The sequence below is a fragment of the Erwinia sp. MYb375 genome, from assembly GCF_037479175.1.
Taxonomy (GTDB): Bacteria; Pseudomonadota; Gammaproteobacteria; order Enterobacterales; family Enterobacteriaceae; genus Erwinia; species Erwinia rhapontici.
On record NZ_JBBGZS010000023.1, the window covers coordinates 450,819 to 462,779 of the forward strand.

Below are 11,961 nucleotides of genomic sequence, written 5' to 3' on the forward strand. Positions count from 1 at the left end.
TCCGAAATTATGAATTGCTATTTTTGCCTGTTTACCTCGTTTTCAGCAAGAGTAAGCTGAGTAAAAAACAGGAGATCATCATGAGTTCATTAACGTTATATGGCACCGGACTTTCCGGCCACGTTCACCGCGTCAGCGTGTTGTTAAGCATACTGGGTCTTTCCGCCACCTGGGTTGAGGCTGATGCCCAGGTCAGACAAAGTGCCGGTTATCGGGCGCTCAACCCTCTCGGGCAGGTGCCCGTTTTAGTGGATGGTGACACGGTGATCAGCGACAGTAATGCCATTCTTATCTGGCTGGTGAAGCGCTACGCACCCGACAGTGGTTGGTTGCCGGCGGATTTGCTCGAGGAGGTGCAGGTGCACCAGTGGCTGGCAAAAGCCGCCGGAGAAATCCGTTATGGTGTGGCGTCTGCGCGTCTGATTAAGCAGTTCAACGCGCCGGAAAACTACGCTTCAGCGGTATATGTGGCAAAGAAATTTTTACCTCAACTGGAAGCACATCTTGGCGATCGTCAGTGGCTGGTGGGAAAACGTGCCACCCTTGCTGACCTGGCCTGTTATGCCTATGTGGCCTGTGCGCCTGAAGGGGGCATTGGTCTGCATGCCTACCCCAACATTCAGGCCTGGTTACAGCAGACGGCCGCACTGCCGGGCTTTATCACGCTGCCACCTCTGCCTTTACCTGCGGAAGCATAACGGTGTTCCATCCAGGGGAGTTGCAGGCGCAGAATAAAGCAGGCTATCAACAGGTGAAAGCCGCCCTTTATCCATCGATGCCTGATCAGCACCGTCTGTTTTATCAGGGCCTGCAGACTTTCTATATGACCGTACAGGATGACAGCGGTTACCCGTTTGCAGCCCTGGTTCAGGGGGCTGCCGGGTTTATTGCTACGCCGGATGAGAGCCATCTGTCCCTGCTGCGCAGTGCCATCGAGGCGGTACCTTATCTGCCTGCATTGAAGCCCGGAATGGCGTTCGGTGGCCTTGGCATCGACTTCGCCAGCCGCCGCCGTAATCGGGTCAACGCGGTGGTAGAGGGTTTCAGTGACGATCGGCTACAGCTGCATGTACAGGAAAGTTTTGGCAACTGCCCGCAGTATATTCAGCGACGACGATTGCCCGCGCAGGATAAGCGACGATCGCTGCATATTGAACCCCTCTGCATGCTGGATGCCGATGCGCGCTATCTGATTTCTGCTGCGGATACTTTCTTTGTGGCCAGCCATGCACCGCGCAGTCAGGGAATGGGAGGGGCGGATATCTCGCATCGGGGAGGGTTACCCGGGTTTATCACCCTCAGGCAGGGAAAGCTTTTTATCCCGGATTATTCAGGTAATCGTTATATGAATACGTTGGGAAACCTGCTGCTGGAACCCCGCTGTGCTCTGCTGATCATGGACTTCCATCAGGGTGCAGCACTGCATATTCAGGGAAGGGCTGAGATCCTGTGGCAATCACCGGGGGAAGGGCGAGTGGAACGTTACTGGACGGTTGAACCGGAACGCATCCTGCGCCTCAGGCAGTTATTACCCGCTACCGGAACGGACGTGGAATATGCCGTGTCCACACTGGCAGCTGAAAGATAAAAAAAGGGCGACATCACTGTCGCCCTGGTCATCATACTGTTAGTAATCAGTCATTCGCTTTCTGCGGAGCGGGGGTCCCGTCCTGAGTCATACGGTTCAGCAGGGGAGCTGTGAACATCATCAGTACAGCGATCACCCCGGTGACGATACCGATTTTCAGGAACACATCACCATAAACGTGCAGCGACAGCAGCGGATCGGTAATATTTTCTGGCACCGCCATCAGATTGGCCACTTTGCCGGCAACCATGGCAGCACCTGCGGTGGTCAGGAACCAGGAGCCCATGATAAAGCCCATCAAACGCTGTGGAACCAACTGTGCCACCATCGCCAGGCCCAGACCGGAAATCATCAGTTCCCCGATGCTTTGCAGCGCATAGCTGAGGATCAGCCAGTTGACAGAAACAATACCCAACTCGTTAGCCAGCGAGGCACCCAGCGGCAACACCAGGAAGGCTGCGGAGCACAGCACCATGCCCAGCGCAAACTTATGTGGCATCGGCAGGCGGTCGCCCATCTTGTTATAGATAGCGGCCAGCAACGGGCTGAACACCATAATCCAGAAAGGATTCAGTGCCTGGAACTGCTCTGGCTGGAATGTGATGCCCAGAATGCTGTGCTCGACGTTACGAATAGCGAAGAAGTTCAGCGAGGTGGGCATCTGCATATACAGCACGAAGAAGACGATAGCCTGCACCATCAGTACAAAAGCAACAATCATCTTGCGGCGCGCATGCCCCTGAAGTGCGAAGGTTTCTTTGGCAAACACCAGTACGATACCGACAGCGATCACGCCAAGTACCAGGCGGGCAATACCCTGGTTATGCAGCAACCAGGTGGCCAGGGTGATCATCACCACAATACCGACCAGCGTCATCAACAATTTGCGGATGTTCAGTGGGGCAAAATCTGCTTTCGAACCGTGATTTTTCACCCACTTACGGAAGAACATGAAGTTCACCAGGGTGATCAGCATGCCGACAAATGACAGAGCAAATGCCGTACTCCAGCCAAATTCAGCCGCCAGCCACGGCGTGGCAAGCATAGAGAAGAAGGAGCCGATATTGATCGCCATGTAATACATGGTGAACGCACCGTCGAGGCGCGGATCATCTTTCTCATAACAGGTAGACAACAGAGAAGAAGGGTTAGCTTTAAACAGACCATTGCCCACGGCGATGGTCGCCATGCCGATATACACCAGGCTAATGTCGTGACCTGACCAGGCCACCAGTGCGTAGCCCAGCGCCAGCACCAGCGTGCCGAGCACGATAACGCGCTTGGTTCCCAGCACCTTATCGCCGAGCCATCCGCCAACGGCGACCAGTCCATACACCAGAGCACTGAACGAAGCGAACAGGGTAATAGACTGCGCTTCTGACATCCCCAGCATTTTCACTAGGTAGACAGCCATAATCCCTTGCAGGCCGTAGTAACCGAAACGCTCCCATAATTCGATGGAGAAAATCAGATAAAACGATCGTGGTTGCTTGAACGCGTTGAGGCTTGCTACCTCAGGTTTCTTGTTTGCAGTTGACACTAGTACCTCTGAATGCTTGACCTGTTTCGTGACAGGAAATAAGTCGGCGTAACGCGGGACGTGCGCTCACCGTATAGTTATAAGATGGAAAAACGCCAAATAATTTCGCCGATTGCAGGCGCTGAGGCAAGCGTTATTTCAATATCGCTGACTGATGAAATAACAGTCTTAAATGAGTGGCTTTACAGTTTGTTTGTTTTATTGCACTAATTTGGATCTTTTTAATGGATGATTATGCCAGTAGCTGCGGCGTGTTTGTCCGATGAGCAGACAATAGTTCTGGTGACGATGTCTTTGGTTGTAACGTCTTTAATAAATAAATTTGTGAGTTATATTCACTGTTTTATAAGGTTTTTTTAGTGTTTTTTCGTTGCTATACAGCAGTTGTGTGGGGTGAATAACAAGTAAAGCGCCTTTGTGTGATTTTAATCACATAAGTTGTGATAATTTTTGTTGAAAAGGAACTTAAAAGTTCCAAATGTTTTTTATTGATTGAACGTTCAATATAAAACAACTACAATTAGTCTCATTCGATAGCTAAAACCGATGAAGCGATGCCAAAAGTAGGAATGAAGGTGATTCGTCAGGCGCAGCTGATTAACGCGACGCTGACAGTGATTGACCGGGTCGGACTGGCAGATGCCAGTCTGGCATTAATAGCGAAAGAAGCCGGGGTCTCTACCGGGATTGTCAGCCACTATTTTGGCGACAAAAACGGTCTGCTCGACGCCTGTATGCGCCAGATCCTCTCTGACCTCTATGTAGCATTAGAGCACCATCGTCAGAAGGCGGCACCAGACCCTGCTGCGCAGATCCGCGCTATTATCGATGGCAATTTTGACGTCACACAGATTGCTGCGCCGGTGCTGAAAACCTGGCTGGTGTTTTGGGCCGACAGCCTGCATCAGCCAAATCTGCACCGTCTGCAACGCATGAACGATCGTCGCCTTTATTCCAATCTGACGGCGCATTTCCGCCGTGTTTTGCCTGAGGAACAGGCCCGTGCCGCCGGTGCATGTCTTGCGGCACTGATTGATGGGGTGTGGCTGCGTATGACGCTGGCACCTCAGCCGATGGAACAGGGCCTGGAGCAGGCTCGCATGCTTTGTTATCAAAATCTTGCGCTGTGGCTGAACAGCGCACCCACCCCCTGACAGGAGGAGACATGGCCGATATGAAACGCCGCGGTTTATACATCAACGGACGCGAAGTGCCTGGCAATGGCGAACTGTTCACCACCGTTAACCCTGCCAACGGCAATGTCCTGGCCGAAATAACCGCGGCCAGCCAGCAGGATATTGAGGATGCTGTTGCTTCTGCACAAGCCGGCCAGCGTATCTGGCGCAGCTATACTCCGGTTGAACGCAGCCGCGTTCTGCTGAAGGCCGTTGCCCTGTTGCGCGAACGCAATCAGGAACTGGCCGAGCTGGAAACGGCCGATACCGGTAAACCGATCGGTGAAACCTCAGCCGTGGATATCGTCACCGGCGCGGATGTGCTGGAGTATTACGCCGGGCTGGCCGTCGCCGTCGAAGGCGAATCCATTCCGCTGCGTGACACCGCACTGGTCTATACCCGCCGTGAGCCGCTGGGCGTCTGCGCTGGCATTGGTGCCTGGAACTATCCGATCCAGATTGCCCTGTGGAAAAGCGCCCCTGCGCTGGCAACGGGCAACGCGATGATCTTCAAGCCGAGTGAAGTCACGCCTCTCAGCGTACTCGAACTGGCCAAAATCTTTACCGAAGCCGGGCTGCCGGATGGCGTGTTCAACGTCGTTCAGGGCGCTGCTGCCGTGGGGCAGGGGTTGAGCCAGCACACCGGGATTGCCAAAGTGTCCTTCACCGGTGAAGTGAACACCGGTAAACGCGTAATGGCCGATGCCGCACTGGCTAACCTGAAGTCTGTCACTATGGAGCTGGGCGGGAAGTCGCCGCTGGTGGTGTTTGATGATGCCGATCTGGAGCGTGCGGTCGACGGCGCGATGATGGCGAACTTCTACAGCAGCGGCCAGGTATGCACCAACGGAACGCGTGTGTTCGTCCAGCGTTCGCTGTTGCCTGCCTTTGAAAAACGTCTGCAAGAAAAAATGGCCGGGATCCACTGCGGTGACCCGACCGACCCGGCGGTCAACTTTGGCCCGCTGGTGAGTGAAGGGCATTGCCAGAAAGTAGTCTCGTATCTGGAGATCGGTAAACAAGAAGGGGCGCGTCTGCTGGCTGGCGGTTCACGTATTACCGAAGGTCCACTGGCGAAAGGGTGTTACGTGCAGCCAACGGTCTTTACCGACTGCACCGACGACATGCGTATCGTGCGTGAAGAGATCTTTGGGCCGGTCATGAGCATCCTGGCATTTGACGATGAAGACGAAGTCATCAAGCGTGCCAATGATACCGAGTACGGTCTGGCGGCCGGGGTGTTTACCACTTCACTGAATCGCGCACATCGGGTGATCCATCAGCTGGAAGCCGGTATCTGCTGGGTAAACAGCTGGGGCGAGTCACCTGCACCGATGCCTGTTGGCGGCTATAAGCAGTCTGGCGTAGGGCGCGAAAATGGTCTGGAAACGCTGCATCACTACACCAGAACCAAATCTATTCTGATCGAGATGGGCGAGTATCCATCCGCGTTCTGATTTTTCGCCGCGGCGTGCGCGTCGCGGCAATATTTACGGAGGTTTAATGCAGAAATTTTACTATATCATTATTGGTGCGGGTTCAGCAGGCAACGTGCTGGCAACCCGTTTGACTGAGGATGCTGACGTATCGGTACTGTTACTGGAAGCAGGCGGCAAAGATCACCGCTGGGACTTCCGTACCCAAATGCCAGCCGCTTTGGCTTATCCGCTGCAGGGTAAACGCTACAACTGGGCATTTGAAACCGATCCTGAACCTCATATGGATAACCGTCGTATGGAGTGCGGACGGGGCAAAGGCCTTGGCGGTTCTTCACTGATCAACGGTATGTGTTACATCCGTGGTAACGCGATGGACTACGACAACTGGGCGAGCAAACCCGGTCTGGAAAACTGGTCCTATCTGAACTGCCTGCCGTATTTCCGTCGTGCGGAAAAGCGCGATATCGGAGAAAACGACTGGCACGGTGGCGACGGTTATCTCAGCGTCACCACGCCGAAAAAAGGCAATAATCCGCTCTATCGCGCCTTTATTGATGCCGCCCAGCAGGCAGGACATCATGAAACCGACGATCTGAACGGCTATCGCCAGGATGGCTTTGGCCCAATGGACCGTACCGTGACCGCCAAAGGCCGTCGTTCCAGCACCGCGCGCGGTTATCTGGACGTGGCAAAACAGCGTCCGAACCTGACCATTGTCACCCATGCGCAGACCGACCGTATTCTGTTCAGCGGCAAAACCGCTACGGGCGTCACCTGGTTGCGCAATGGTAAGCAAGAGCAGGCAGAAGCCCGCCGTGAAGTGCTGCTGTGTGCCGGGGCGATCAACTCGCCGCAGATCCTGCAACGTTCGGGCGTGGGTCCGGAAGAGTGGCTGCGTGAGCTGGACATCGAGGTGGTTCATGCACTGCCGGGCGTCGGGCGCAACTTACAGGATCACCTGGAAGTCTACATGCAGTACGGCTGTAAAAAACCTGTCAGCCTCTATCCTGCCTTGCAGTGGTGGAATCAGCCCGCAATCGGCGCTGAGTGGCTGTTCAACGGCACGGGTGTAGGTGCCAGCAACCAGTTTGAAGCGGGTGGGTTTATCCGCAGTGACGATCAGCCAGACTGGCCGGATCTGCAATACCACTTCCTTCCGGTAGCGATTAACTACAACGGCAGCAGCCCGGTGAAACAGCATGGTTTCCAGGCTCACGTCGGCCCGATGCGCTCTATGAGCCGTGGCCGTATCAAGCTGACATCCAAACACCCGTATGCTGCGCCATCGATCTTCTTCAACTATATGTCGGAAGAGCGTGACTGGGTGGAGTTCCGTAACGCAGTGCGTCTGACGCGCGAGATTATGCGTCAGCCAGCGCTGGCCGAATATTGCGGTGAAGAGTTGCAACCCGGTATCAACGTGCAGAGCGATGAGGAGATCGACGCCTTTATCCGTGAGCATGCAGAAACCGCCTATCACCCCTGTGGTAGCTGTGCGATGGGCACCGATGCGATGGCAGTGGTGGATGCAGAAGGGCGCGTGCATGGCATGAACAGCCTGCGTGTGGTGGATGCGTCGATTATGCCGCAGATCGTCACGGGCAACCTGAATGCCCCAACGGTGATGATTGCAGAGAAAATTTCTGACGCCATCCGCGGTAAAGTGGCGCTGCCGCTGTCAGAAGCAGATTACTACCGTTTAAGCCGTTAACACGATGTGGGCTGACCGAAACAGAAGGTCAGCCTCTGTGTTTGCACCAGGGGCGACCTTCTGTTTCGGTCGCCCCTGGCCACATCATTACTCGAAGTAAACCTCAGGGTTATCCGACAGCAGAACAAACTCCTTCGTGTCTTTCTCCAGCGCGCGAATAGCCCCACTTTCAATGTCATACACCCAGCCGTGCAGCCGCAGCGCATTGTTGCGCAGTCCCACTGCGACCGACGGGTGAGTTTTAATATTATTTAATTGCGCAATGACATTTTCCTGCACCATCGCATTCACTTTGTCTTCTTCAGTGGCATAGGTCTTTTTCTCGACCACGGCTTTCGCCGCATCAGAATAATGCAGCCAGTGGGCCACGGCAGGCATCGGGTCAAGACACTGACAGGTGGCAATCGCCTTCATCGCGCCGCAGTTGGAATGGCCACAAATCACGATATCCGTCACCCCCAGCGCCACCACGGCATATTCGATAGTGGCAGACACGCCGCCAGGCTCAGGCCCGAATGACGGCACAATGTTACCTGCGTTACGAATCACGAAGAGTTGTCCCGGGTCCTGCTGGGTGACCAGTTCCGGCACCAGGCGGCTGTCGGAGCAGGAGATAAACAGCGCTTTGGGATTCTGGCTTGAAGCAAGGCTGCGGAAAAGTTCTTTTTGCTCGGGGAAAATGTCTTTCTGGAAGTTGAGGAAACCTTCAATGATATGTTGCATAGCACTCTCTCTATCCTGGATTATGGCCGCGAACCACGTCAGGGAACGGGCCGATAATAGTCATAAAATGATATTGTTATGAGGGTCAGAAGGCATTTTTAAGACGTCTGGTCATTCTACTTTAGCATCAAATTCACAAAGATCTTCAATCAGGCAGGAGCCGCAGCGCGGTTTACGCGCAATGCAGGTGTAGCGGCCATGCAAGATCAGCCAGTGGTGGCAGTCGACCATAAACGCTTTCGGCACCACCTTCAGCAGCTTCTCTTCCACCTGTTCCACGTTTTTGCCAGGTGCAAAACGGGTGCGATTACAGACGCGGAAAATATGCGTGTCGACGGCGATGGTCGGCCAGCCGAAGGCGGTATTTAATACGACGTTGGCCGTCTTACGCCCCACGCCGGGTAACGCTTCCAGTGCCTCACGGCTCTCCGGCACTTCACCGCCGTGCTGTTCCAGCAGAATGCGGCAGGTCTTTATCACGTTCTCAGCCTTGCTGTTAAACAGGCCGATGGTCTTGATGTACTCTTTCACCCCATCGACACCCAGCGCCAGAATGGCGGCAGGCGTTTTAGCAACCGGGTAGAGTTTTGCCGTGGCTTTATTCACGCTGACATCGGTAGCCTGCGCAGACAGCAGAACCGAAATCAGCAGTTCAAAAGGGGAGGTGAACATCAGTTCCGTGGTGGGATGCGGGTTGTTATCCCGCAGCCGGGTCAAAATTTCCTGACGCTTTTCCTTATTCACAGCACACCTGTTGTTTTTCCATCCGGCAACGCCTGCGCTTCTCTTTCAGCCTTCAGGGCGGCACGTTGTTTCATTTTATTATCAATCAGATACTTAGCGGCCAGTAGCATGCCCAGACCGATAAAGGCACCCGGCGGCAACATTGCCAGCAACATCGGCGAGTCAAAGTGGACAACCTCAATGCGCATCACCTTCGCCCAGGGGCCAAGCAGCTGATCCGCACCATTGAAGATGGTGCCGTTACCGATGACTTCACGAATCGAACCCAGCACCACCATCACGCTGGTGGCCCCCAGGCCGATGGCCATGCCATCCAGGGCCGAGAGCGGAATACTGCTTTTCGATGCCACCGCTTCCGCACGCCCGACGACAATGCAGTTGGTGACGATCAGCGGGATAAAGATCCCCAGCGACTGATAGAGGCCGTAAGCATAGGCGTTAATCAACATCTGCACGCAGCTCACTACCGCAGCGATAATCATCACGTAAATAGGAATACGGATCTCAGAGGGCACCCAGCGGCGCGAAAGCGAAATTCCGCTATTGGTGCAGGTCAGTACCAGCGTGGTTGCCAGACCGAGGCCGAGCGCATTTGTCGCCGTTGAGGTCACGGCCAGCAGCGGGCACAGGCCCAGCAACTGAACCAGCGCTGAGTTATTCTTCCACAGCCCGCCGACCAGCAGGGTTTTGGCTTCACTCATTGGACTCTCCACAAGGTGGCAGCGAAGAAAGCTGCTCCGGTAAGGTTTCAATATACAACGTTGTGCGCCTAACCGCATTCACCACGGCGCGTGGGGTAATGGTGGCACCCGTAAACTGGTCAAACTCACCCCCGTCTTTTTTAACTGCGAACTGGCTGTCATCGGCGCCGTTTAACTGCTTGCCGTTGAAGCTGTTGATCCAGTCGGAAATGCGCAGCTCAATTTTATAGCCCAGACCCCGCGTTTCGTGGTGTTGGACCACGCGTGTGCCGTAAACCGTGCCGGTAAAACTGGCGCCAACAATCATCTGAATATTACCCGAATAGCCATCGGGAGCGGTGGTTTCAACGGCTACGGCAACCGGTTTATCGCCTTTACGCGCCAGATAAAGATGGTGCGGACTGGTATTACCCAGGGCCGGATTACTGACGATATAGCACTCCTGCTGAATGTGGTTATCATACAGCTCCGGCGGCACCACCTGGTCCAGCAATACTTTCTGCTGTAACGCAGTCTGATGAGCAATCGTCGGTTTAGTGACTGTGTTGACCACCGCCGTCAGGCCGGTAGTGATAGCGGCAAACACGGCCAGCGTGACACCGTTTTTACGAATGGCATCCAGCATTATTTATCCTTCCGATGGCCGTAAACGCGCGGCTGCGTGTAGTAATCGATCAACGGTACGCAGATGTTGGCCAGCAGCACGGCAAACGCCACGCCATCCGGGTAACCCCCGAAACTGCGGATCAGCCATACCAGCAGGCCAATTAATGCGCCATAGATCAGCCGGCCTTTGTTCGTGGTAGAGGCGGTGACCGGGTCAGTGGCAATAAAGAACGCGCCAAGCATGGTCGCACCGGACAACAGATGAATGACGGGAGACACCAGGCTGTGCGGAGAAATTAACCAGCCAAGGGTGGCACAAAACGCCAGCGAGATCAGCATCCCTGCCGGAATATGCCAGCGGATGCTGCGGGTGCAGAGCAGGAAAACACCGCCCAGCAGATAACCGACGTTCACCCACTGCCAGCCCAGCCCGGCCAGTACGCCGCTGTAAATCGGCTGCGCCAGCAGCTGTTCTGCGCTGTGCCCGGCGCGCAGCCCGGTCTTGAAGGTGTCCAGTGGCGTTGCCTGGCTGACCCCGTCAATCCCCACCTGCAACTGCTGCATGGTGTGACCATCCAGCGTATGGAAATGGAAGATCATGCTCAGGGTGTCACCGAGGGTCGGTGTCATTCCCTGTAAACCGTCCGGCGGCAACCAACTGGTCATCTGCACCGGGAAGGAGATCAACAGCACCACATATCCGACCATCGCCGGGTTAAACGGGTTCTGACCAAGACCACCGTAAAGCTGCTTGGAAATCACTACCGCAAACAGCGTACCGATCACAATCACCCACCAGGGCGCCAGCGAAGGAATGCTGATGCCCAACAGCAGGGCAGTGAGCAGCGCAGAATTATCTTTCAGTGTGTCTGCCAGCGGCAGTTTGCGCAGGCGCAGTATGGCGGCTTCAGCACCGATGGCAGCGATGGCAGCAATCAGGACCTGAATCAGGTTACCCCAGCCAAAATAGTACCACTGTGCCACCATGCCAGGCACGGCGGCAATCAGCACCAGCAGCATAATGGTGCTGGTGCTGCGGCGGTTGTGGGTGTAAGGCGAACTTGCAATACGAAAAGCCATTTAATCCTCTTGCGTTGAAGGCTGCTGCGATTTACGCGCTTTCACGCGCGCAATGGCCGCTGCCACCGCCGCTTTACGTGCATCATCTGAAGCGGCAGGCGCTTCACTCTCTTCTGTTTTCACTGACTCTTCTGCAGTCTGCGCGGCTTTCTTCGCCTTTGCGCGGGCAATGGCGGCTTCAATAGCCGCTTTGCGTGCATCCACCACCGGTTCAGCCGACGGCGATTCGGCTTCAGCGGGTTGTGCTGCGCTGGCAGTGGCCTGCGCGGCTTTCTTCGCCTTTGCGCGGGCAATGGCGGCCTCAATAGCCGCTTTGCGCGCATCCACCACCGGTTCAGCCGACGGCGATTCGGCTTCAGCGGGTTGTGCTGCGCTGGCGGTGGCCTGCGCGGCTTTCTTCGCTTTTGCACGAGCAATGGCAGCTTCCACTGCTGCTTTGCGTGCATCCACCACCGGTTCAGCCGACGGCGATTCGGCTTCGGCAGGTGCTGCTGCGCTGGCAGTGGCCTGAGCGGCTTTCTTCGCTTTTGCCCGTGCAATGGCAGCTTCCACTGCTGCTTTGCGTGCATCCACCACCGGTTCAGCCGACGGCGATTCGGCTTCGGCAGGTGCTGTTGCGCTGGCAGTGGCCTGAGCGGCTTTCTTCGCTTTTGC

The 11,961-nt window shown here is 55.3% G+C and carries 11 protein-coding genes and 1 pseudogene; 5 read left to right on the top strand and 7 right to left on the bottom strand.

Annotation, left to right across the window (positions count from 1 at the left end):
* Positions 1–80 precede the first annotated feature (80 nt).
* Together WH279_RS15105 and WH279_RS15110 are read left to right on the top strand one after the other, a co-directional pair.
* Positions 81–698 (top strand): glutathione S-transferase family protein, encoded by a 618-nt coding sequence (locus WH279_RS15105; protein WP_339457584.1) that lies wholly within the window; start codon positions 81–83, stop codon positions 696–698.
* Between the two features lie 2 nt (positions 699–700).
* Positions 701–1,588 (top strand): pyridoxamine 5'-phosphate oxidase family protein, encoded by an 888-nt coding sequence (locus tag WH279_RS15110; protein ID WP_339457585.1) that lies wholly within the window; start codon positions 701–703, stop codon positions 1,586–1,588.
* 46 nt (positions 1,589–1,634) lie between these two features.
* Here the strand turns inward: WH279_RS15110 and dtpA are convergent, their stop codons facing one another.
* A complete protein-coding gene (gene dtpA / locus WH279_RS15115; RefSeq protein ID WP_339457586.1) occupies positions 1,635–3,128 on the bottom strand; it encodes a dipeptide/tripeptide permease DtpA in 1,494 nt (497 codons plus the stop codon).
* Positions 3,129–3,682: 554 nt separating this feature from the next.
* Between dtpA and betI the strand changes: the two genes are divergently transcribed.
* The 3 genes from betI to betA are packed head-to-tail and all read left to right on the top strand — an operon-like array spanning position 3,683 to position 7,453.
* On the top strand, positions 3,683–4,282 hold the full coding sequence (gene betI, locus WH279_RS15120) for a transcriptional regulator BetI (RefSeq protein ID WP_200643106.1): 600 nt from the start codon (positions 3,683–3,685) through the stop codon (positions 4,280–4,282).
* Between the two features lie 20 nt (positions 4,283–4,302).
* Positions 4,303–5,760 carry a betaine-aldehyde dehydrogenase gene (gene betB / locus WH279_RS15125; RefSeq protein ID WP_339458721.1) on the top strand — a complete coding sequence of 486 codons (1,458 nt, stop codon included), beginning with the start codon at positions 4,303–4,305 and terminating at the stop codon, positions 5,758–5,760.
* A 46-nt stretch (positions 5,761–5,806) separates the two neighbouring features.
* Positions 5,807–7,453 carry a choline dehydrogenase gene (gene betA / locus WH279_RS15130; RefSeq protein WP_339457587.1) on the top strand — a complete coding sequence of 549 codons (1,647 nt, stop codon included), beginning with the start codon at positions 5,807–5,809 and terminating at the stop codon, positions 7,451–7,453.
* Positions 7,454–7,540: 87 nt separating this feature from the next.
* Here betA and WH279_RS15135 read toward each other — a convergent pair whose 3' ends face one another.
* The 6 genes and pseudogenes from WH279_RS15135 to WH279_RS15160 form a co-directional block, all read right to left on the bottom strand.
* On the bottom strand, positions 7,541–8,176 hold the full coding sequence (locus tag WH279_RS15135; RefSeq protein WP_200643108.1) for a carbonic anhydrase: 636 nt from the start codon (positions 8,174–8,176) through the stop codon (positions 7,541–7,543).
* Between the two features lie 111 nt (positions 8,177–8,287).
* Entirely contained in the window at positions 8,288–8,920 is a 633-nt protein-coding gene (gene nth, locus WH279_RS15140; RefSeq protein ID WP_339457588.1) for an endonuclease III, read from the bottom strand.
* The gene (locus WH279_RS15145) at positions 8,917–9,621 is read right to left on the bottom strand and encodes an electron transport complex subunit E (RefSeq protein WP_200643109.1); all 705 of its coding nucleotides are present in this window, start codon (positions 9,619–9,621) and stop codon (positions 8,917–8,919) included. Before WH279_RS15145 ends, nth begins: the two co-directional genes overlap by 4 nt.
* Entirely contained in the window at positions 9,614–10,246 is a 633-nt protein-coding gene (rsxG, locus tag WH279_RS15150; protein ID WP_339457589.1) for an electron transport complex subunit RsxG, read from the bottom strand. Before rsxG ends, WH279_RS15145 begins: the two co-directional genes overlap by 8 nt.
* Positions 10,246–11,307 (bottom strand): electron transport complex subunit RsxD, encoded by a 1,062-nt coding sequence (rsxD, locus tag WH279_RS15155; RefSeq protein WP_133845197.1) that lies wholly within the window; start codon positions 11,305–11,307, stop codon positions 10,246–10,248. Before rsxD ends, rsxG begins: the two co-directional genes overlap by 1 nt.
* A pseudogene (locus tag WH279_RS15160) lies at positions 11,308–11,961 on the bottom strand (electron transport complex subunit RsxC); the annotation flags it as partial.

Bases quoted from the DNA above. Each gene is read 5' to 3' on its own strand.
- WH279_RS15105 (WP_339457584.1), top strand. From the start codon at position 81: ATGAGTTCATTAACGTTATATGGCACCGGACTTTCCGGCCACGTTCAC.
- betI (WP_200643106.1), top strand. From the start codon at position 3,683: ATGCCAAAAGTAGGAATGAAGGTGATTCGTCAGGCGCAGCTGATTAAC.
- betB (WP_339458721.1), top strand. From the start codon at position 4,303: ATGAAACGCCGCGGTTTATACATCAACGGACGCGAAGTGCCTGGCAAT.
- betA (WP_339457587.1), top strand. From the start codon at position 5,807: ATGCAGAAATTTTACTATATCATTATTGGTGCGGGTTCAGCAGGCAAC.
- WH279_RS15135 (WP_200643108.1), bottom strand. From the start codon at position 8,176: ATGCAACATATCATTGAAGGTTTCCTCAACTTCCAGAAAGACATTTTC.
- WH279_RS15145 (WP_200643109.1), bottom strand. From the start codon at position 9,621: ATGAGTGAAGCCAAAACCCTGCTGGTCGGCGGGCTGTGGAAGAATAAC.
- rsxG (WP_339457589.1), bottom strand. From the start codon at position 10,246: ATGCTGGATGCCATTCGTAAAAACGGTGTCACGCTGGCCGTGTTTGCC.
- rsxD (WP_133845197.1), bottom strand. From the start codon at position 11,307: ATGGCTTTTCGTATTGCAAGTTCGCCTTACACCCACAACCGCCGCAGC.